20 protein-coding genes are annotated in these 19616 nt (G+C 55.7%); 12 read left to right on the forward strand and 8 right to left on the reverse strand.

All coding sequences use genetic code 11. The annotated features are described in order from the left end of the window. Nucleotides 1–50: 50 nt before the first annotated feature. The 7 genes from purC (at nucleotide 51) to AC2FH6_RS01960 (ending at nucleotide 9016) form a co-directional block, all read left to right on the forward strand. Entirely contained in the window at nucleotides 51–806 is a 756-nt protein-coding gene (purC, locus tag AC2FH6_RS01930; RefSeq protein ID WP_271946969.1) for a phosphoribosylaminoimidazolesuccinocarboxamide synthase, read from the forward strand. Nucleotides 807–935: 129 nt separating this feature from the next. Further along, nucleotides 936–1595: a MarC family protein gene (locus AC2FH6_RS01935; RefSeq protein ID WP_271946972.1), complete on the forward strand. Its 660-nt coding sequence runs from the start codon at nucleotides 936–938 to the stop codon at nucleotides 1593–1595. A 95-nt stretch (nucleotides 1596–1690) separates the two neighbouring features. Further along, complete coding sequence (purS, locus tag AC2FH6_RS01940; RefSeq protein ID WP_142633967.1) at nucleotides 1691–1921, forward strand: phosphoribosylformylglycinamidine synthase subunit PurS; 231 nt, start codon at nucleotides 1691–1693, stop codon at nucleotides 1919–1921. Between the two features lie 22 nt (nucleotides 1922–1943). Beyond that, the gene (gene purQ / locus AC2FH6_RS01945; RefSeq protein WP_142633965.1) at nucleotides 1944–2612 is read left to right on the forward strand and encodes a phosphoribosylformylglycinamidine synthase subunit PurQ; all 669 of its coding nucleotides are present in this window, start codon (nucleotides 1944–1946) and stop codon (nucleotides 2610–2612) included. Nucleotides 2613–2648: 36 nt separating this feature from the next. Beyond that, the gene (locus tag AC2FH6_RS01950) at nucleotides 2649–4427 is read left to right on the forward strand and encodes a sensor histidine kinase (RefSeq protein WP_496691283.1); all 1779 of its coding nucleotides are present in this window, start codon (nucleotides 2649–2651) and stop codon (nucleotides 4425–4427) included. A gap of 12 nt (nucleotides 4428–4439) precedes the next feature. Then, nucleotides 4440–5774 carry a sigma-54-dependent transcriptional regulator gene (locus AC2FH6_RS01955; protein ID WP_142633961.1) on the forward strand — a complete coding sequence of 445 codons (1335 nt, stop codon included), beginning with the start codon at nucleotides 4440–4442 and terminating at the stop codon, nucleotides 5772–5774. A 506-nt stretch (nucleotides 5775–6280) separates the two neighbouring features. Then, nucleotides 6281–9016: an Rne/Rng family ribonuclease gene (locus tag AC2FH6_RS01960; protein ID WP_496700963.1), complete on the forward strand. Its 2736-nt coding sequence runs from the start codon at nucleotides 6281–6283 to the stop codon at nucleotides 9014–9016. Between the two features lie 45 nt (nucleotides 9017–9061). Here AC2FH6_RS01960 and AC2FH6_RS01965 read toward each other — a convergent pair whose 3' ends face one another. Beyond that, nucleotides 9062–9295, reverse strand: a complete 234-nt coding sequence (locus AC2FH6_RS01965; protein ID WP_271946987.1) for a sulfurtransferase TusA family protein — start codon at nucleotides 9293–9295, stop codon at nucleotides 9062–9064. 105 nt (nucleotides 9296–9400) lie between these two features. Here AC2FH6_RS01965 and AC2FH6_RS01970 point away from each other — a divergent pair, with 105 nt between their 5' ends. The 4 genes from AC2FH6_RS01970 to AC2FH6_RS01985 all read left to right on the forward strand — a co-directional run bounded on the left by AC2FH6_RS01970 (nucleotide 9401) and on the right by AC2FH6_RS01985 (nucleotide 13731). Beyond that, nucleotides 9401–10153, forward strand: coding sequence for a cytochrome c biogenesis CcdA family protein (locus AC2FH6_RS01970; RefSeq protein WP_271946989.1), 753 nt, complete (start codon nucleotides 9401–9403; stop codon nucleotides 10151–10153). A 63-nt stretch (nucleotides 10154–10216) separates the two neighbouring features. Beyond that, a complete protein-coding gene (locus AC2FH6_RS01975; protein ID WP_496700965.1) occupies nucleotides 10217–11431 on the forward strand; it encodes a hypothetical protein in 1215 nt (404 codons plus the stop codon). Continuing rightward, nucleotides 11428–12777, forward strand: a complete 1350-nt coding sequence (locus AC2FH6_RS01980) for a cytochrome P450 (RefSeq protein WP_496700967.1) — start codon at nucleotides 11428–11430, stop codon at nucleotides 12775–12777. Before AC2FH6_RS01975 ends, AC2FH6_RS01980 begins: the two co-directional genes overlap by 4 nt. Before the next feature lie 72 nt (nucleotides 12778–12849). Further along, nucleotides 12850–13731 carry a fructose bisphosphate aldolase gene (locus AC2FH6_RS01985; RefSeq protein WP_496700969.1) on the forward strand — a complete coding sequence of 294 codons (882 nt, stop codon included), beginning with the start codon at nucleotides 12850–12852 and terminating at the stop codon, nucleotides 13729–13731. A gap of 6 nt (nucleotides 13732–13737) precedes the next feature. Here AC2FH6_RS01985 and AC2FH6_RS01990 read toward each other — a convergent pair whose 3' ends face one another. The 4 genes from AC2FH6_RS01990 to fumC form a co-directional block, all read right to left on the reverse strand. Further along, a complete protein-coding gene (locus tag AC2FH6_RS01990; RefSeq protein ID WP_496700971.1) occupies nucleotides 13738–14340 on the reverse strand; it encodes a DNA-3-methyladenine glycosylase I in 603 nt (200 codons plus the stop codon). A gap of 68 nt (nucleotides 14341–14408) precedes the next feature. Beyond that, nucleotides 14409–14624, reverse strand: a complete 216-nt coding sequence (locus AC2FH6_RS01995; RefSeq protein ID WP_271947000.1) for a ribbon-helix-helix domain-containing protein — start codon at nucleotides 14622–14624, stop codon at nucleotides 14409–14411. Next, the gene (locus tag AC2FH6_RS02000) at nucleotides 14621–14797 is read right to left on the reverse strand and encodes a DUF4169 family protein (protein WP_281972139.1); all 177 of its coding nucleotides are present in this window, start codon (nucleotides 14795–14797) and stop codon (nucleotides 14621–14623) included. The genes AC2FH6_RS01995 and AC2FH6_RS02000 overlap by 4 nt, the downstream gene beginning before the upstream one ends. Next, a complete protein-coding gene (fumC, locus tag AC2FH6_RS02005) occupies nucleotides 14797–16191 on the reverse strand; it encodes a class II fumarate hydratase (protein WP_142633942.1) in 1395 nt (464 codons plus the stop codon). The genes AC2FH6_RS02000 and fumC overlap by 1 nt, the downstream gene beginning before the upstream one ends. A 206-nt stretch (nucleotides 16192–16397) precedes the next feature. Between fumC and AC2FH6_RS02010 the strand changes: the two genes are divergently transcribed. Then, a complete protein-coding gene (locus AC2FH6_RS02010; protein WP_281972138.1) occupies nucleotides 16398–16961 on the forward strand; it encodes a hypothetical protein in 564 nt (187 codons plus the stop codon). Nucleotides 16962–16995: 34 nt separating this feature from the next. Here AC2FH6_RS02010 and AC2FH6_RS02015 read toward each other — a convergent pair whose 3' ends face one another. The 3 genes from AC2FH6_RS02015 to AC2FH6_RS02025 form a co-directional block, all read right to left on the reverse strand. After that, nucleotides 16996–17454, reverse strand: coding sequence for an SspB family protein (locus tag AC2FH6_RS02015; protein WP_281972137.1), 459 nt, complete (start codon nucleotides 17452–17454; stop codon nucleotides 16996–16998). 76 nt (nucleotides 17455–17530) lie between these two features. Then, nucleotides 17531–18787 carry a chromate efflux transporter gene (chrA, locus tag AC2FH6_RS02020; RefSeq protein WP_496700973.1) on the reverse strand — a complete coding sequence of 419 codons (1257 nt, stop codon included), beginning with the start codon at nucleotides 18785–18787 and terminating at the stop codon, nucleotides 17531–17533. Continuing rightward, nucleotides 18784–19587 (reverse strand): chromate resistance protein ChrB domain-containing protein, encoded by an 804-nt coding sequence (locus tag AC2FH6_RS02025; RefSeq protein WP_496700252.1) that lies wholly within the window; start codon nucleotides 19585–19587, stop codon nucleotides 18784–18786. The genes chrA and AC2FH6_RS02025 overlap by 4 nt, the downstream gene beginning before the upstream one ends. Nucleotides 19588–19616: the final 29 nt, after the last annotated feature.

Here is a 19616-nt window from a genome sequence, read left to right on the forward strand (position 1 = left end):
CGCCAAGGCGAAGGAACTTTTTCCCTCGCGACAGTCTGGAAAGGTCGCTCATGGCGCGTCGCAAGAAAATTTACGAAGGTAAGGCCAAGATTTTGTATGAAGGCCCTGAACCGGGTACAATCGTGCAGTATTTCAAGGATGACGCCACCGCCTTCAACGCTGAAAAGAAGGACGTGATCGACGGGAAAGGTGTGCTGAACAACCGCCTGAGCGAATACTTCATGAACGGGTTGAATCAAATCGGTGTGCCGACCCATTTCATCCGTCGCCTGAACATGCGCGAACAGTTGGTCCGCAACTGCGAAATCGTACCGCTTGAAGTTATTGTTCGCAATTTCGCGGCTGGCACGATGTCCAAACGCCTTGGCATTGCCGAGGGGACACAGCTGCCGCGCCCGATAGTGGAATACTGCTACAAGGACGACGCGTTGGGTGATCCTCTTGTCACCGAAGAACATATCGCCGCCTTTGGCTGGGCCAGCCAGCAGGACATGGAAGACATTCTTAGCCTCGCATTGCGGGTGAATGATTTCATGAGCGGTGTGATGCTGGCGGTTGGCATTCGTCTGGTCGATTTCAAAATTGAAATCGGTCGCGTCTATGAAGGCGACTTCCAGCGCCTGATCATAGCGGATGAAATCAGCCCAGACAGCTGCCGTCTTTGGGATATTGAAACCGGCCAGAAGCTGGACAAGGACGTATTCCGCCGCGACCTGGGCAGCTTGACCGACGCCTACTCGGAAGTTGCGCGTCGCCTAGGCGTTCTGCCGAAAAGCAATGTGTCCAAACCGACCTTGATCAACTGATCGAACGCCGAAGAACAACGCAAAAACGCCGCCGATATTGGGCGGCGTTTTTATTTGAGATCGGGTATTTGACAGGGCCGCAGCTTGTCCGGCATTGTTTGTTGAACAAGCGTAATCGGGTGAAAAAAAATGGCCGAGCTATTTGATCAGGCAGTTTTTTTAAAGTTCCTCGCTGCGCTGCTGGCGATTTTCAACCCGCTATACGGCATCCCGATCTTCCTCAGCATGACCGAGGGGTACAGCCCGCCAGAACGTAAACGCGTTGCAATGGTTGTGACAGCCACGGTGGTGATTGTATCACTGATTTCGGTACTGATCGGCGAAGAAATTCTGGCGCTTTTCGGTATCGACATTCCGTCTTTTCGCATCGCCGGTGGGTTGATTATTCTAGGGGTTGGCATGTCGATGCTGAACGCGTCTGACCGGTCAGAAAGCGATCAAAAAGCCGTTAAAGATGGCGCGCAGAAGAAGAACATTGCGGTTGTTCCCCTGGCTATCCCGTTGACGATTGGGCCCGGCACTATCGCGACAACCATTGTGTTCGCGCATAGTTTGCCCGACGGGGCCGAGGTAGTAACTTTGGGGGCGGCCGTTTTGATTGCCTGCGCTATTGTTGGGCTGGGATTGTTATTCGCTGACCCTATTTCCAGGTTCTTTGGGCCGACAATGATCAATGTGATCACCCGTGTTATGGCCATCATTTTGGTTGCCGTAGCGGTTGAAATGGTTCTGACAGGGACCTTCAACGCAATAGATACGCATTATCCCGCGCTAAAGGGTTCCGGGTAGGTGCTGACAAGGGTTGTCGAACGCCGACAGTCGCGCTATCCCCGCGCACAACGGAACGGGCCTCAAATACCGGCCCTCAGCTGGAGTTGCAGTAAATGAAAGCACGTGTGCATGTGATGCTGAAAACCGGGGTACTTGACCCGCAGGGTGAAGCGGTGCGCCACGCATTGGGTGCCATGGGTTTTGATCAGGTCGAAGGCGTCCGTCAGGGCAAGGTGATTGATCTTGAACTCGCCGAGGGTGCGACGGAATCGGACGTCACCGAGATGTGCGAAAAACTGTTGGCTAACACGGTCATCGAACGCTACGAGATCGAACTGGTCTGAACCGCTTGCAGGAGGGCTAGCCATGCGCGCAGCTGTCATCGTTTTCCCCGGTTCCAACTGTGATCGGGATCTTGCCGTTGCCTTTGAACAGGCCGGGTTCCAGGTAGACATGGTCTGGCATAAAGATGCCGCTCTGCCCAAGGGCGTGGACATTGTCGGTGTCCCCGGCGGGTTTTCTTATGGAGACTACCTGCGCTGCGGAGCGATTGCCGCACAATCCCCGATCTGCAAGGCCGTGGTCGACCACACCGAACGGGGTGGGTATGCGGTTGGTATCTGTAACGGTTTTCAGATCCTGACAGAAACGGGCATTCTGCCCGGCGCTCTGCTGCGCAATGCGAACCTGAAATATATCTGTCGTACCGTAGGCCTGAAGGTCGCAACCAGCGACAGCGCCTTTACCCAAGGCTATAACGCTGGCGATGTGATCGGCATTCCGATTGCACATCATGATGGAAACTATTTCGCGGATGAGGCTACATTGTCCGCGCTCAGGGATCACGACCGGATCGCATTCACCTATACCGAGAATCCGAACGGCTCGGTTGGCGACATTGCGGGCATTCTGTCTGAAAACCGCCGTGTTCTTGGTATGATGCCGCATCCCGAACGAGCGGCAGACGAAGGGCATGGTGGCACCGATGGAACGGCATTGTTTCGCGCATTGTCGGGCATTGTCGCACCTGCGTGACTTGAGCTTGCATCTTAGCCCGCGTAACTTTCGGGGATGAGTTCCGACACACGCTCTACCTGGTCTGCACTGTTCAAACCGCTCCGCGCTGCGCCTCTTGGCTGGCCTTTGCGCGCGGCTGTTCTGGTGCTTTTGCTGGCAACGGTTGCGACGATATGGATAACCAACAGTCTGCTGACGGATCGGTTTACTGAATCCACGCGAAACCGGGCCGAGCTGCGCCTTGCGCTGTATTCCGGAAACCTGCTGAGCGAGCTGCGCAGAAATGCGATTGTACCGCAGCTGCTGGCGCGGGATCCGACGCTGATCTCGGCGTTGCAATCCAGCGATTTTACACTGTCTACGCAGCGACTTATTTCTTTTGTCGAAGAGATAGGCGCCGCATCCTTGATGCTTTTGGATCGGGATGGCCGATCTGTTGCCGCAACTGATCGCAACCGGTTGGGCGAGACGCACAGAAACGCGCCGTATTTTGTAGATTCCATTCGGTCAAACTCGACCATCTTCACCGTGATTGAAAAGGAATCCGGTGGTTACAGCTTTATCTATTCGCGCCGGATGGAGGCCTCGTCGGACATCCTTGGTGTCATCGTTGTCGAGGTTGATCTGCAGAAATTCGAACGCGCCTGGGCAGGGATCTCCGATGCTGTTCTGGTCGCTGACAGTACGGGCACCATTATTCTGTCGACTGAACCGCAATGGCGCGGAGTAGAGGAGGGGGCCGCCATGCTGCGGCAGCCGCCGCAAAGTGCCATCCAGCGCGCTATCAGGGCCACGACCGATTGGACGGCTCTGCCCCCTGACGCCTATTTACAGGGCGAGGCGGTGATCCGCATGGAGACACGCATTCCATTCCGCGGCTGGACCATGACCTCGTTCACGACCTACGCCTCGATCCGTGAGAAGGTAAACAGCGTTCTTGCATTGGAAATCATGGGTTTTGCGATTCTGTTGGCGCTTGCCTTCTATGCGCTCAGCCGTAGGGCCACGTTCAGAATGGCCTTGTTCCAGCGCGAGTCGGCAGAGCTTCGCGCATTGAACGCAAGGCTGCAGCGGGAAATCGCTGAGAGGGAACGGGTTGAAAAGACGCTGGAAGTGGCCGAACAGACGCTTGCCCAAAGCTCGAAACTCGCCGCCTTGGGCGAGATGTCGGCCGCTGTCAGCCACGAGCTGAATCAACCTTTGGCTGCAATGAAGACCTATCTTGCCGGCGCGCGTTTGCTGCTGCGACGGAACCGCCCCGAAGAGGCGCTGGCCAGCTTTGGCCGCATCGACGGCCTGATTGAACGGATGGGCGCAATTACACGCCAGCTCAAGTCCTATGCCCGCAAGGGTGCGGATGCGTTTTCACCAGTTAACCTTGGCGAAGCGCTCGCTTCGTCCCTCTCCATGATGGAGCCGCAACTGCGTCAGAGGCACGTCAAGATTACGCAGATACTGCCGGAAGAAACCGTATTGGTCATGGGCGACCGCATGCGGATCGAACAGGTGATGGTGAACCTCTTGCGTAATGCCTTGGACGCCACCAAGTCTGTATCGGAACCGGATGTTGAAATCATACTGGCCGCGGGTGACCAAGCGGTGCTGACTGTACGCGATAATGGCTATGGGATTGAAGACATCGAAAACCTGTTTGAGCCGTTCTACACGACCAAACAACCCGGCGATGGAGTCGGTCTGGGGCTTGCCATCTCATCCGGTATCGTGAACGACCATGGGGGACGGCTGACCGCGCGCAACAGCCAGCACGGTGGCGCGGTGTTTGAGATGCAACTGCCGATACTTGGAAGCGATGGCCTTGAGGCCGCTGAATAACGAGGAATGAATATGGCACAGGCCATGAAAATCGCCATTGTTGATGACGAACAGGACATGCGCCAGTCGATCAGCCAATGGCTGGCACTGTCGGGATATGACACTGAAACCTTTTCCAGTGCCGAGGATGCACTGAAAGTTCTGGGTCCGGATTATCCGGGTATCGTCATATCGGACATCAAGATGCCTGGTATGGACGGGATCCAGCTGTTGAAAAAGCTGATGGGCGCGGACAGCACCTTGCCGGTCATCATGATTACCGGCCACGGTGACGTGCCAATGGCGGTTGAGGCCATGCGCGTGGGTGCGTTTGATTTCCTCGAAAAGCCGTTTAACCCGGATCGGATGTCCGAACTGGCCAAACGTGCCAGCAATGCCCGCCGGTTGACGCTGGACAATCGGGCCCTGCGCCGCGAGCTGTCCGGTGGCACTCAGATTATGAACAAACTCATCGGTGCCAGCCCCGTGATGGAGCGCCTGCGCGAGGATATTCTGGATCTGGGGCAGGCTGACGGTCATGTTCTGATCGATGGAGAAACCGGCACCGGGAAAACCCTGGTTGCACATGCGTTGCACGCTGTTGGCAGTCGCGCAGGCAAAAAATTTGTTCTGGTTTCGTGTGCTGCCCTCGAAGAAGAGGCCTTGGGAAAGCGTCTGTTCGGCCCGATGATGCCAGAAGACAGCCAGTTGCCCGCGATTGAGGAAGCCCGGGGTGGAACCCTGGTTCTGGAGGATGTCGAGGCGCTCAGCGATACGCTTCAGGCGAAACTGCTGAGTGTCATGAATGATCAGGGCACGCCTGCAGAAACCCGCATCGTCGCCATTTCCAACCTGCAGGAAGCTGGGAAAACCAGCGAGGACGTTCTGCGCCCTGATCTGTTCTACAGGCTTGCAGCATTGCGGATCACAATGCCGCCGCTGCGTCAGCGCGGTGAAGACATTCTGACCCTGTTCACACGGCTGAGCGAGCAATTCGCCGAAGAATACGGCTGCGATGCACCTCAGGTCAGTGCGCAAGAGGCGGCTCAGCTTTTGCAAGCGCCGTGGCCCGGAAACGTACGGCAGCTGATAAACATCGCGGAACGTGCCGTGCTGCAATCCCGTCGCGGATCGGGGACGATCGCGTCCCTGTTGATGTCTGATCACGAAGAAATGCAGCCCGTGATGACGACCGAAGGCAAGCCGCTCAAGGAATATGTCGAGGCATTCGAGCGGATGCTGATCGACAATACCATGCGGCGGCATAAGGGGTCGATTGCCTCGGTTATGGATGAACTATGCCTGCCGCGTCGGACATTGAATGAGAAGATGGCCAAATATGGCCTGCAACGTTCCGATTACCTGTGACGGGCTTGAGGCGATGCCTTTGTCGCCCTTTGGGTGATACCAAGTAATGTTTTTAGCTGGATAACGAGATCCCGACCGGTGGTCGGGGTCTTCAATGCAGTTTGCCCATTGTCTTTTCCACAGGACTGCTTTTATTGTAACCAGACGGGCCGGGCGGATTTGACGCCGAAAAGTCCCGATCTTTGAGATTCGCTGCAACGCCACTGGTGGAGACCAGGTCCCACACTGGCCAAGCAGACCGATTGTGCCCCTTAACGGGGTGATTGAACGCCTGAGCCCGCAGAAAAGCGGGCGAAAGGAATAAATGGGCAGGCAGCGGTCGTTCGCGCCTGTCGGAGAAGAACCGCGATGACGCGCGCGCAACGACTGAGTGTACGGGCAGGGGGCCACAGTGCCAGACCCTGCAGCGCGCCGTCTGAAATCGCCCTGACAAGACACCACCCCAAAAGCACCCGTCCTCCTGGACGGGTTAGGACAACGCGTTTGGCGCGGTGCACCAAGGAAACATGGCTAAGAAAATGCTTATCGATGCCACCCACGCGGAAGAAACCCGCGTCGTGGTGGTTGACGGAAACAAGGTCGAGGAATTTGATTTTGAATCCGAAAACAAACGTCAGCTTGCTGGCAACATATATCTAGCAAAAGTTACACGGGTCGAACCCTCGCTGCAGGCAGCTTTTGTTGACTATGGCGGAAATCGCCACGGATTCCTGGCGTTCTCCGAAATTCATCCCGACTATTATCAGATTCCCGTCGCTGATCGCGAAGCTCTGATGGAAGAAGAGCGCGCCTATGCCGAGGCAATGCGTGCGCGTGATGAGGCTGAGGAAACCAAGCCCAAAAGACGCCGTTCGCGCTCGCGCGCCAAGGCCGCCGATATCAAATCGGATGATGCAGTGGAATCGGTCGAGGTCTCGTCCGAACCCACAGGCATGGAAACGATTGACCTAGATGAGAGCGATGAGGCCAATGATCCTTCTGTAGAAGAAGGAACATCTCCGGCCGATCATGTGGCAGAAACTCCGGTAGAAGAGCCGACGGAGGAACCGGAGGCGGAAGAAGCAACCGCAGAAACTGAAGACGCGCCTGCGGAAGAAGTCGACCAATCAGATGCTAGCGCTGATCAAGTCGGCACGGACGAAGAGGCCGGGGCGCAGGAAAGCGCCGCGACTGAGACGGACGCGGATGACGCGACAAGCGCTGAAGCCAACGCCGATGACGCCCCTGACGAGGTTGGCGACGACGAAGAAGAAAACACCCGTACGGACGCCACCGCAAAAGACGAGACTATTGAGTCGGTTGCCGACGAAGATGACAGCGAAGACATCCGTCCACCGCGCAAACCGCGCGCGCGCCGGTACAAGATTCAAGAAGTCGTCAAAGTACGCCAGGTTCTGCTTGTGCAGGTCGTCAAGGAAGAGCGTGGCAACAAAGGTGCAGCTCTGACCACTTATTTGTCACTTGCTGGCCGATATTGTGTTTTGATGCCGAACACCGCGCGGGGCGGCGGCATCAGCCGTAAGATTACCAACGCGCCTGATCGCAAAAAGCTTAAGGAAATTGCGGCTGAGATTGACGTTCCGACAGGGGCCGGTCTTATCATTCGGACCGCCGGGGCGAAACGCACCAAATCCGAAATCAAGCGCGATTACGAATATCTGCAACGTATGTGGGAACAGATCCGCGAGCTGACGTTGAAATCCATCGCGCCTGCGAAGATCTATGAAGAAGGCGACCTGATCAAACGGTCGATCCGCGATCTCTATAATCGCGACATCGACGAGGTTCTGGTCGAAGGCGAGGGCGGATATCGCATCGCCAAGGACTTCATGAAAATGATCATGCCGTCGCACGCCAAGAATGTGCAGCGGTACGAAGACGCGCTGCCATTGTTCGCGCGCTATCAGGTGGAAAGCTATCTGGCGGGGATGTTCAACCCGACAGTACAGCTGAGATCGGGTGGCTATATCGTGATCGGCGTAACCGAAGCGCTTGTCGCGGTCGATGTGAACTCGGGTCGGGCAACCAAAGAAGGTTCGATCGAGGAAACGGCACTGAAGACCAACCTTGAGGCCGCCGAAGAGGTGGCTCGCCAGTTGCGCCTGCGTGATCTGGCCGGTCTGATCGTCATCGACTTTATCGATATGGACGAGCGGAAGAACAACGCCGCTGTCGAAAAACGCCTGAAAGAAAAGCTGAAAACAGATCGTGCGCGCATCCAGGTTGGTCGTATATCTGGTTTTGGTCTGATGGAAATGAGCCGACAGCGCCTGCGTCCCGGTATGTTGGAGGCAACGACACAGCCTTGTCCGGCATGCCATGGCACCGGCCTGATCCGTTCGGATGACAACATGGCGCTGAGCATTCTGCGCCAGATCGAGGAAGAAGGCACGCGCCGTCGCTCACGCGAGGTGCTGGTGCGCTGCCCGGTCAGCATCGCCAACTTCCTGATGAACCAAAAGCGCGAGCATATCGCACAGATTGAAGCGCGCTATGGTCTGTCGGTTCGCATCGAAGGGGATGTGCATCTGGTAAGCCCTGATTTCTCGATGGAGAAGTTCAAGACCGCCAGCCGGATTGTTCCAGAAGCCAGTTCGCCGGTTGTATCGGTTGATGCCACGCTGATGGAAATGGTCGACGCCTCTGAAGAAGAGACCGTCGAGGAAGAAACGCCGCAGGCTGAAGATGAAACCAAACCCAAGCGCAAGCGCCGTCGGCGTCGTCGCAAGAAGGGCAATGGTGGTGCCGAGGGGCAGGATTCTAACGGGCAAGAGGCTGATGAAGATACAGCTGAAGCGTCCGAGGAAGCTGTGGAAGAGCCTGCAACAGATGCCGTAGTAGCGGTGGAAGAGACACAGGAAGAAGCGCCTGCCAAGCCTAAACGCCGCCGGGCTCCGCGTCGCAAGAAGAAGGACGCCGAAGATGCCGAGACGATAACCGAACAGGTCGTCAAAGCTGAACCAGAGGCCAAGGTCGAAGCTGAAACGGAAGCTCCGGCAGAAATCGGAACTGTCGAAGCCGAAGCAGCACCGAAACAGGAAACGGTTTCGGAAACTGCCGTGCCAACAGAAGAAACGCCGGAAGCGGCAGAGCCTGTTCAAGAGGTTGTTGCGGTTGAAGCCACTGAGGAACCAGCAGTAGAAGTCACAGAGCCTGTGCTGGAAGTGGTTGCGGATGAACCGGAAACGCCATCGGAGCCTGCCAAGCCAAAACGGCGCGGTTGGTGGTCGTTGGGCCAGTAACTTGAAAAGGCGGGCCTCAGAGCCCGCCTTTTTATTTGATAGGTCTCAAACGGACTTCTGGATGGTGTAGACCTGATGCCCATCAGATTCTTCCTGTGACAGCAAGCGATGTCCACTTTCCATGCAGAAATGTGGAACATCAATGACTGCAGCGGGATCATCCGCTAGCACTTTCAAGACCGCTCCCGCGGGCATTGACTTGAGCCGTTTACGGGCCTTCAGGACGGGCAGCGGGCACAGCAGCCCCAACGCGTCCAGTGTCTCGGTTTGGTTTGACATGTACCTGAGATATTTCCACTTTCAGACGGTGTCCAGCGTGCAACCACGAGGATGTGACCGAATGGCCCCGTGACGCGGGCGACTTCATGACATATGTGCTGAAACATGTTCGGAATTGATATCATTGACGCAGGGCTGTTGCCCGCCATGTTCATCGCATTGCTCGGTGGGTTGATTAGCTTTTTATCGCCCTGCGTGCTGCCGATTGTGCCGCCCTATCTCGCCTATATGAGTGGCGTCACGATCAACGAGATGCAGGATGAGGCCCGTGCACGCAGAAAGGCGACACTTTCGGCGCTGTTCTTTGTTATGGGGCTGTCCACGGTGTTTCTGTTGCTTGGCTTCACAGCCTCTGCGTTTGGGGCGTTCGTGCTGCAGAACCAGGTGCTGTTCGCCAAGATTTCGGGCGCGGTTGTCATAGTCTTTGGCCTGCATTTCCTGAACGTTTTCCGCATCCCATTCCTTGACCGTGAGGCCCGGATCGAAGCCGGCGACAGCGGTGGGTCTGTCTTTGGGGCCTATATTCTGGGTCTGGCGTTCGCCTTTGGCTGGACGCCCTGTATCGGCCCGCAACTGGGTGCGATCCTGTCGCTGGCTGCCTCCGAGGCATCCGTCGCACGTGGGACATTGTTGCTGGGCGTCTATGCAGCGGGTCTTGGCATACCTTTCCTGCTCGCCGCAATGTTCCTGAACCGATCCATGTCGGTGATGAACCGAATAAAGCCCCATATGGCACTGATCGAGAGGATCATGGGTGGCCTGTTGCTGTTTGTTGGTATCATGCTGATCACCGGCCTGTTCACTGAGTTCAGTTGGTGGCTGTTGGAAGCCTTCCCCGCGCTGGCAAACTTTGGGTAACCCTCTTATCTGACTTACTTTGGCTGTAATGCTGCGCTAACCTGCGTCGCAGAAGGTAAGACCATGAGCAGTCAGACAAATCAGCCTCGGGTGAAACGGCGTAGGGTATTCTATATTCCCGGATATGACCCGATCCCCCCACGGCGCTATCGCGAGCTTTACCGCAGTGAAAGCGCAAGACAGGCGGCTATTTCAGGGTATGAAATCTCGGTCTCACCCAAAACCGGAGAGGGCTTGTATGGATGGCACGTCCATTCGGTTCAGGACGGGGCTGAAGTTCACACAGATGTCGAGGTGCTGGTCTGGTCCGACATCGTACGCTCCAGCATGTCGAACTCGATTGCGGCCACCTATCTGCAGATGCTGCGTACGGCATGGATCTATATCTCGACCGGCGTGTTATGGCGCCTGATGCGATTGCGCAAAGGACCGGTGATTGCCGCGCTTTATCCGATCGTGATGCTGATCGCACAGCTTTTGGTCGCAATGGCTGTGGTCATCGGATTGACGGTTCTGCTTGCGCCGGTCCTGTCTTTGGTGGCGTTGGTTCTGTCTATTGGTGTTGCCTATGTGCTGATGCTGTGGTTCCGGAAAATCGACAACAAGCTGTTCGTCTATTACCTGATGCACGATTACGCCTATTCAGCGGCTTCAGGCGGAAAAACGCCTCCTGAATTGGCCGGACGCCTATCGGAGTTCACAAATGCGATTGCCGCAGCTCTTACCGATGAAACGGATGAGGTTCTGATCGTCGGCCACAGTTCCGGCGCTCATCTGGGTGTCACGGTTCTGGCCGATCTGATCCGATCCGGACGGGTGGGCACAGACGGGCCAGAGCTGTCCTTTCTGACATTGGGGCAGGTGGTTCCCATGGTCTCGTTCCTACCCAACGCATATGATTTGCGCGCGGACCTGAGGTTTCTTTCGAAACGCGAAGACTTGGCTTGGGTCGACATTTCTGCACCCGGGGACGGCTGCGCATTCGCTCTGTGTGATCCTGTCGCTGTAAGCGGGGTCGCGGATGCCGATCAGCGCTGGCCTTTGGTGCTATCTGCTGCGTTTACGCAAACGCTGTCAGCAGAACGGTGGCGCGCCCTGAGGTGGCGGTTTTTCAGACTGCATTTCCAATATCTCTGCGCCTTTGATCACCCGGACAGGTACGATTATTTCCGCGTGACTGCCGGGTCTCTGTCGCTTGGGCATCGGTTCGCAGGGCGTAAACCCTCGGGATCACGGATTGTGCGATCTGTATCCAAGTATGTTTCGGTGCAAGCATGACCCCGCCAAAGCCCACATCGCGGCCAGACAGGGTTTCGCTGTGGCGCTATTTCAGGTTGTTTCGCAAGGACATCCTCTCGGCACAGCCGCAGCGATTGTACCGCGCATGGATGGCCGAGTTTAAGACGCCGTTCTTTCGATCATATCTGACGAACCAACCAGAACTTGTTGAAACCGTTCTGAAAAAACGCCCCGATGATTTTCCGAAATCAGACCGTATTGGCGAGGGTCTGCGGCCGTTGCTGGGGAATTCGGTCTTTCTGACCAATGGTGAAAACTGGAAACGCCAGCGCCGGGTTATCGACCCGGCGTTTGAGGGCGGGCGCCTGAAAGATACCTATCCGGCCATGGTCCAGGCGGCAGAGGCCTGCGTCGCGCGTCTGCGCGGGCAGGCCGGTTCTGTCATCGAGTGCGAAGAGGTCACCAGTCACGTCGCCGCGGATGTGATCTTTCGAACGCTTTTTTCTGTACCGATTGAAGACCGCGTTGCGTCTCAGGTTTTTGAGAAATTCCGAACCTATCAAAGAGAGCAACCGCTGTTGAATTTGGCGGCGTTTCTGCCTCTGCCCAAATGGATGCCGCGGCTACATTCCAGAAAAACTCGCAAGACCGCGCGTGAAATCAGGATGCTGATCACCGAAATGACCGCTCAACGCGCGAGGATGATTGAGGCCGGGCAGGCGCCGCATGATCTGGCGACAAAGATCATGACAACGGCTGATCCCAAGACCGGCAAGTGTTTTGACACGCAGGAGATGGCTGATCAGGTGGCGATCTTCTTTCTGGCAGGCCACGAGACCAGCGCTTCTGCGTTGGCTTGGGCATTGTACCTTTTGGCGACCCACCCGGATTGGCAGGACAAGCTGGCGGCCGAGGCGCAAGGGCTGGACCTATCCGATTTTACCTCCGTATCGCTGTTGAAGCTCAGCCGCGACGTGTTTCGCGAAACGCTGCGCCTGTACCCTCCGGTCCCGATGATGGTGCGAGAGGCCACATGCCGCGAAAACTTCAGGGGCCGGGCGATTAAACCGGGCTCGCAGATAGTCATCAGCCCATGGCACCTGCATCGGCACGAACGTCTGTGGGCAGACCCCGACGGGTTCGACCCGGCCCGCTGGGCCAAGGGCAATGAGGAAAGCTGTCCCAGAGAGGCTTTCATCCCATTCTCGGCCGGGTCGCGCATTTGCATCGGTGCCGGATTTGCAATGGTCGAAGGTCCGTTATTGCTGTCGTCACTACTGCGGAAGTTCAGGTTCGAAATCTCGGACATGCCAGAGCCGGTTCCGGTGGCTCATCTGACCGTCAGATCCAAAGATGGAATTTGGTTGCGCCTGGTTGAGCGCTAACAAACTACCATCGGCATGCTCCATGCTGTATGCGGTTGAAAAACGCGGAATCATTTCGAACGGGAAAGTCATATGTCCAAAACACAACAGCGCGAGCAGATGTCCAACGGTGCCGGTTTTATTGCTGCACTGGACCAAAGTGGCGGCTCGACCCCCAAGGCGCTGGCGCTTTATGGGGTAGACGCGTCAGAATACGGCTCGGACGCAGAGATGTTCGGCGAAATCCAGAAGATGCGCGCGCGTATCATTCTGGCGGATGGCTTCACAAACGACAAAGTCATCGGCGCGATCCTGTTCGAACGCACGCTCAGTGAAGAGATTGATGGCCGTAAAGTCGCAGATTTTCTTTGGAACGTAAAAGGCATTGTTCCGTTTCTGAAGATCGACAAGGGCCTCGAGGATGAGGCCGATGGCGTTCAGGTCATGAAACCGATCCCCGGTCTGGCCGATACTTTGGCTAAAGCCGAAGGCGTTTTCGGCACTAAGGAACGTTCCGTGATCCATGAGGCCAACGCCAAAGGCATCGCAAACGTTGTCGCGCAGCAGTTCGATGTGGCGCGTGAAGTCGTTGCCGCCGGGTTGGTTCCGATTGTCGAGCCCGAGGTGAACATCAACTCGACCACCAAAGCCGAAGCTGAAGCAATTCTAAAATCGGAAATCTTGCAGAACCTAGATCAGTTGGATGATGGTCAGGATGTCATGCTTAAGCTTACCATCCCCAGCCAGGCTAATCTGTATGACGATCTGGCTGACCACCCCAGAGTTTTGCGGGTCGTAGCCCTGTCCGGCGGATATTCGACCGAACAAGCCTGTGATCTGCTGGCGCAGAATAGCAAGATGATTGCGTCTTTCTCTCGTGCGCTGACCGAAGGACTGTCGAAAAAGCAGTCAGATGCCGAATTCAACACGGCCCTAGGCAGCAATATCGATAAGATTTCTCGCGCCTCTGCCTAAGCTGCGCTATTCCGGTTTAGTGAAATCGCGGCGCATCTGCGCCGCTTTTGCCCGCATAGAGCACTCGGTCGCATGATCGTTTACAAGACCCATGGCCTGCATGAATGCAAAAACCGTGGTCGGGCCCACAAACTTCCATCCCCGCTTTTTAAGGTCTTTGGACATGGCAATAGATTCAGCCGAAGTTGAGGCTGTTTGTGGCGCTGGCGGTGAACTGGCCTCATAGCGCCAGACATAAGCTGCAATCGACCCCTCAGCTGCCACCAGCTCCTGGGCGCGCCGGGCGTTGTTGATGACTGCTTCGATCTTTCCGCGATGCCTGACAATGCCTGCATCCAGCAAAAGACGGGTGACATCGGCCTCATCAAACTTCGCTATTGCGTTGTAATCAAAATGTTTAAATGCTTTTCGAAAGTTCTCGCGTTTGGAAAGAATGGTGCGCCAGCTGAGGCCGGACTGAAAGCTTTCAAGGCACAGCTTCTCAAACAAACGCTGATCGTCGCTGACCGGATAGCCCCATTCATTGTCGTGATAGTCGAAAAACTCTGGCGCAGACTGACACCATGCACAACGCGGTTGACCGTCTAGGCCGGTAACTGTTTCGCTCATCACTAAGTTCCCTTTTTGTTCTGGTATGAGCATAGGCATTTTCCAGAGGCCAAATCAAGAACGGAAAGTCAGCCGCGATACCAGTTCAGAATATAAACGCGTATTGCCGAAGCCAATCCGACCTCAGGGTCACGGTTAAAATCAATTTCCGCAGCTAAGGCATTGATTGCCATATCCTTATCAGCTGCAATGGCACGAAAGGCTTTCCAAAACTCGTCCTCAAGAGATACCGAGGTTCGATGGCCCTTAAGCGTCAATGAGCGTTTGATGGGACGTCCGCTCATTTGTCGATCTCATGTCCGTCCAGATCGCGCCGCGACTTATCCAGATGCTTTTTGCTGGCGTCTTTCTCGGCTTTGTTGCGCCCGAATGACACGGCGTTTTGGTCCGCGCGGGCCTTTTTCTCGGCCCGCGCCTTGTCTTTTCTGTACCGGTTCAGATTGACCGGCTTTGCCATCAGTCCTTGGGTCCAATCATTTGTTCGGGGCGCACAACCGCGTCAAAGGTTTCGGCGTCGACAAAGCCAAGCGCGATGGCCTCTTCCTTAAGGGTGGTGCCGTTTTTATGCGCGGTCTTGGCAACAGTCGTTGCGTTGTCGTACCCAATGGTTGGCGCCAGCGCGGTGACCAGCATCAGCGATTCCTTCATCAGTTTTTCGATGCGTGGTTCGTTGGCCTGAATGCCTAGCAACATCCGCTCGGTAAAGCTGTCTGTGGCATCACCAAGCAACTGGATCGACTGCAAAAGATTGTAGGACATCATAGGGTTATAGACGTTCAGTTCGAAATGCCCCTGGCTGCCGGCGAATTTTATGGCGGCATCGTTGCCCATGACGTGTGCTGCGACCTGTGTCAGTGCTTCGGCTTGTGTTGGGTTTACCTTGCCTGGCATGATGGACGATCCGGGCTCATTCTCAGGCAGGATCAATTCGCCCAGACCGGAACGCGGTCCAGATCCCAAAAGTCTGATATCATTTGCAATTTTATAACAGCTGCCAGCAATGGTCGCCAAAGCACCCGATAGGAAAACCATCGCATCATGGGCGGCGAGCGCCTCGAACTTATTCGGAGCGGTAACAAAGGGCAGGCCGGTGATATCTGCCATATTCGCAGCGACCGCTTCGCTCCACCCGGATTGAGTGTTTAGGCCAGTACCAACAGCAGTTCCGCCCTGGGCAAGCTCGTAAATTCCAGGCATCGCGGCGTTGACCCGTGCGATACCCTGACGAATTTGATGGGCGTAGCCGCCAAATTCCTGACCCAGTGTCAGCGGCGTGGCATCCTGCGTATGGGTCCGGCCGATCTTGATGATGTCTTTGAATTCTTCGGCCTTCTGCTCCAGCCCCGAGGCCAGCTTTTCCAGACCCGGCAGCAGAACGTCCCGAACGCTCATACCTGTGGCGATATGCATGGCTGTCGGGAACGTGTCGTTCGAGGACTGGCCCATGTTGCAATGATCGTTCGGATGAACCGGGTCTTTTGTGCCGATTGTACCACCCAGGATTTCGATAGCCCGGTTCGCAATAACCTCGTTAGAGTTCATGTTCGACTGGGTGCCGGATCCTGTTTGCCAGACGACCAGCGGAAAGTTGTCATCGAACTTACCTTCAAAAACCTCACCCGCGGCCTGAATCACCGCATCCGCAATCCGCGCGTCCAGTTTCCCTGTCGACTTGTTCTGCATGGCGCAGGCTTTTTTGATCACACCCAATGCCCGCACGATGGCCACAGGCTGTTTTTCCCATCCGATCGGGAAGTTCATAATCGAACGCTGGGTCTGTGCACCCCAGTATTTGTCTGCGGGAACCTCCAGCGGGCCAAAGCTGTCGGATTCGGTGCGGGTTTGAGACATCGGTCACTCCGTCATGTATACCATTGCATGCCAATTACAGTCAGCAGCGTCGCGGTGCAATCGGCCAGTTGCGCGCACCATAAACTTATGCCTGACAAAGGTATAGGCGCAGAGCTGCGTCATTTTTCTCGTCGCAATCGCCATCACCGCCATTGTACGCGCCGGTGGGTGAGCTACTATAGAGTCAGAGCACGCCGGAGGCCGCAATGCGTCTGAATCACCCGACCACTTGCCTGAAATTCATTATCTATTCCTTTGCCACCGTTCTGTGGGCCTCCTTGGCGGTAAATCCGCTTCATGCGGCAGATATTGAGCCCTTTGTTGGCAGCTACGTTGGGTCTGCCAATGTTGTCGATGCAAACGGGACCGAAACACCTCGTGATATGAGTGTGTCAATCCAGGAATTGAAGAACGGGTTCAATGTTAGTTGGAAGACGACAACTTACAAACTGAATGGCCGCGTCAAGGAACAGGCATTCTCGATTGATTTTCAGACCTCGGACAGATCGGACATCTTTTCCGCGGCCATGAAGCGCAATGTATTCGGCCATGAAGTTCCGCTTGACCCGATGCAGGGGGAACCGTTCGTCTGGGGCCGGATTGAGGGTCAAACTCTGACCGTGTTTTCGTTGTTCATTGCAGAAAATGGCGGCTATGAGCTGCAGCAATATGACAGAACGCTGGCAGAAGGCGGTCTGAACCTGTCATTTTCCCGTTTCCGCAACGGTACCAAATCACGTTCCGTAGAGACGTTCCTGACGAAAGAGTAAGCCCCGCAAACCGCGAGGCTTACGAGCGCATATACTATTTTCTGAAGCTGTCCAGCGACACGACATCAGCGTCATGCTGTTGCGGTTCTTCTTCGACCTCGATTATCTCATCGTCCATCGGATCAAAGTCATCCTCTTCATCCGGGCTTTCAAAACGCAGGCCAAATTCCACAGAGGGGTCGACGAATGTTTTGATCGAGGCATAGGGGATGTACAATGGTTCCGGCGCGTCGCCAAAGTTGAGCGTGATGGCAAATCCGCTTTCGCCGACCTCAAGATTTTCGAACCAATGCTGCATCACGACAGTCATCTCTTCCGGATAACGATCATGCAGCCAGTCGGCAATTTCCACGCCGTCACACCTGGTGTCAAACGTAATGAAAAAGTGGTGCGCACCCGGCAGGCCATTTTCTGAAACGCTGGTCAGAACCGTCTTGATCAGCCCGCGCATGGCGGTGTGCATCAGGTTCCCATAGTCGATGTCTTGCGACATGTGTCATCCTCAAAAGTGGCTTCCCTCAGCATAAGGGATTCCTTTGGAAACGAAAGGCCGGTTACACGCTGACTGTTCAGAGAAAAAACAGGCCGGTGCCAGCAGCTAGCATAACCATTAGCGTAAGCGCCATGCCGAATTTAAGTTTAAAAATCAACGCTCCGGCGAAGACAGTCAGCACAGCGGCTTTCACATCCAATGAGGTCAATTCAGGCCAGGGCAGGCTGATTGGTCCAAAGGTTTTATTTGGCAGTTCTGAAAACAGCACATTCAGGGCAAACCACACGGATAGGTTGAGAATCACCCCAACTACAGCAGAGGTAATACCTTGCAGGGCCGCCGATAACCGGGGCCGCGCAGCGATGTGGTCAAGATAGGGGGCTGTGAGGAATATCCACAGAAAGCAGGGAACGAATGTTGCCCAAAGTGCAACGATACCTGCGGCGATGGCCAGCATCGATCCGCCCGAGATCTGACCGGTCAGCATAGCGACAAATTGTGTTACCAAAATCAAAGGCCCCGGTGTCGTTTCCGCCAGACCAAGCGCGTCGATCATCTGATCTGTGGATATCCAGTTATACTGATCCACAACGGTCTGCGTCATGTAAGCTAGAACAGCGTAGGCCCCGCCAAATGTCACAACTGCGAGGCGGGCAAAGAACCAGCCAAGATCGCTGAGAAGTTTCTGACCAGAAAGACTTAACAGCCACAACGGGCCAAGCCACAGAACCAACCAGATCGACGCGTTCCGCAGCACTTCGCTTAGGCGCGGGGTGGGGGTGTCGACCGGTCGGGCGGCGACGCCGTTGAAGCTCAGATATCCCCAAAGGGCTGCCGCCGCGATGATCGCGGGGAAGGGGAGGTCGAACAGAAAGATTGCCAGAAACGCAAGGCCCGAGATCGCACGATGTGAGACGTCCGACAGCGCTTTGCGGGACAGGTTTCGCAGGGCCTGTAGCACGATGATGATCACCGTAGCTTTCACGCCCAGAAACGCGGCCTGCACCAGAGGAAGCGCGCCATAGGCCGCGTATAGTACCACCAATGCTGAGATAATGATCGCACCGGGCAGAACAAACAGGCTGCCTGCGATCATACCGCCCGAGACGCCGCGCAGACGCCAGCCGGAATAGGTTGCAAGCTGCATCGCTTCAGGGCCAGGCAGCAACATGCACAGCGACAGAGCCCGAAGATAGGTTTCTTCGTCCAGCCAGGGACGCCTTTCGACGAGTTCCTGATGCATCAATGATATTTGGGCTGCCGGGCCGCCGAAGGACAGCAATCCAATGCGGCCAAACACTCGGATGAGTTCAGGATATGTTGGTGTGCTCATTTCTCGACTGCCGGCCAATCATGTTTCTCGTCAAACCCGTCGCGGGCCCAGAGATACAAGGCATCGTACAGATGCATCCCGGCCTCGATGGCCTGATGGTCGTCTTTATATAGGCGCGATAGCCCCACTGAAACCGCAAGAAGCCCGGCTGCTTCGGGCGCCAGATCATGCCTGTTCGTATCCGCGGCCCGGACAACTGTCGCAAGCCTGTTCATTGCGGGCGTGGCGAGTTGGAAATCTTTTACCAAAGCATCAAATGTGCAGTTATCCCCTCGATGGCTCCAGCAGACGCCCTCAACATCGAACGGGGTGGCGTTAAAGACTTCGGATACCTTTGCCACTTCGGATGGGGCAACAAACAGAAAACGTGCGTTGGGGTCGATGAACCGCCGGATCAACCAGGGGCAAGCGATGCGGTCAATCTTAGGCCGATGGCGCGTTACCCAGAGTGAAGGAGACGCTGGTATATCTGCAAATGGGATGCGCGGTGCATCGGGCGTCTCGCGCCAAGCATACATGCCGCCTTCCAGATACTCAGCGGCCACGCCTTCACTCCTCAGCCAGGAAACAACGGCCTGACTCAGCTTTTTGCCCTTTTGGCAAATGATGATGCACGGAACGTTTTCTATGATCCCCTTTAGCCCATCCAGATCCTTCGCCGGATGACGAAACGAGCCAGGTATCAGATAAGGATCCTGTTCAAAATCGGTGTCAGTGCAGATGTCCACTAGAACAGGCGCCCGGGACGTTCCGATCAGACGTAACAGTTGTTTCGGTGTGATAGCATTAGGCGCAGGCATGGCATGTCTCCTGTGATCGACGGATACAT

The organism is Ruegeria sp. CDSC045, from assembly GCF_059610725.1.

What these genes read in the sequence shown, in the direction of transcription:
- purC (WP_271946969.1), top strand. Translation starts at nt 51, where the DNA reads ATGGCGCGTCGCAAGAAAATTTACGAAGGTAAGGCCAAGATTTTGTAT.
- AC2FH6_RS01935 (WP_271946972.1), top strand. Translation starts at nt 936, where the DNA reads ATGGCCGAGCTATTTGATCAGGCAGTTTTTTTAAAGTTCCTCGCTGCG.
- purS (WP_142633967.1), top strand. Translation starts at nt 1,691, where the DNA reads ATGAAAGCACGTGTGCATGTGATGCTGAAAACCGGGGTACTTGACCCG.
- purQ (WP_142633965.1), top strand. Translation starts at nt 1,944, where the DNA reads ATGCGCGCAGCTGTCATCGTTTTCCCCGGTTCCAACTGTGATCGGGAT.
- AC2FH6_RS01950 (WP_496691283.1), top strand. Translation starts at nt 2,649, where the DNA reads ATGAGTTCCGACACACGCTCTACCTGGTCTGCACTGTTCAAACCGCTC.
- AC2FH6_RS01955 (WP_142633961.1), top strand. Translation starts at nt 4,440, where the DNA reads ATGGCACAGGCCATGAAAATCGCCATTGTTGATGACGAACAGGACATG.
- AC2FH6_RS01960 (WP_496700963.1), top strand. Translation starts at nt 6,281, where the DNA reads ATGGCTAAGAAAATGCTTATCGATGCCACCCACGCGGAAGAAACCCGC.
- AC2FH6_RS01965 (WP_271946987.1), bottom strand. Translation starts at nt 9,295, where the DNA reads ATGTCAAACCAAACCGAGACACTGGACGCGTTGGGGCTGCTGTGCCCG.
- AC2FH6_RS01970 (WP_271946989.1), top strand. Translation starts at nt 9,401, where the DNA reads ATGTTCGGAATTGATATCATTGACGCAGGGCTGTTGCCCGCCATGTTC.
- AC2FH6_RS01975 (WP_496700965.1), top strand. Translation starts at nt 10,217, where the DNA reads ATGAGCAGTCAGACAAATCAGCCTCGGGTGAAACGGCGTAGGGTATTC.
- AC2FH6_RS01980 (WP_496700967.1), top strand. Translation starts at nt 11,428, where the DNA reads ATGACCCCGCCAAAGCCCACATCGCGGCCAGACAGGGTTTCGCTGTGG.
- AC2FH6_RS01985 (WP_496700969.1), top strand. Translation starts at nt 12,850, where the DNA reads ATGTCCAAAACACAACAGCGCGAGCAGATGTCCAACGGTGCCGGTTTT.
- AC2FH6_RS01990 (WP_496700971.1), bottom strand. Translation starts at nt 14,340, where the DNA reads ATGAGCGAAACAGTTACCGGCCTAGACGGTCAACCGCGTTGTGCATGG.
- AC2FH6_RS01995 (WP_271947000.1), bottom strand. Translation starts at nt 14,624, where the DNA reads ATGAGCGGACGTCCCATCAAACGCTCATTGACGCTTAAGGGCCATCGA.
- AC2FH6_RS02000 (WP_281972139.1), bottom strand. Translation starts at nt 14,797, where the DNA reads ATGGCAAAGCCGGTCAATCTGAACCGGTACAGAAAAGACAAGGCGCGG.
- fumC (WP_142633942.1), bottom strand. Translation starts at nt 16,191, where the DNA reads ATGTCTCAAACCCGCACCGAATCCGACAGCTTTGGCCCGCTGGAGGTT.
- AC2FH6_RS02010 (WP_281972138.1), top strand. Translation starts at nt 16,398, where the DNA reads ATGCGTCTGAATCACCCGACCACTTGCCTGAAATTCATTATCTATTCC.
- AC2FH6_RS02015 (WP_281972137.1), bottom strand. Translation starts at nt 17,454, where the DNA reads ATGTCGCAAGACATCGACTATGGGAACCTGATGCACACCGCCATGCGC.
- chrA (WP_496700973.1), bottom strand. Translation starts at nt 18,787, where the DNA reads ATGAGCACACCAACATATCCTGAACTCATCCGAGTGTTTGGCCGCATT.
- AC2FH6_RS02025 (WP_496700252.1), bottom strand. Translation starts at nt 19,587, where the DNA reads ATGCCTGCGCCTAATGCTATCACACCGAAACAACTGTTACGTCTGATC.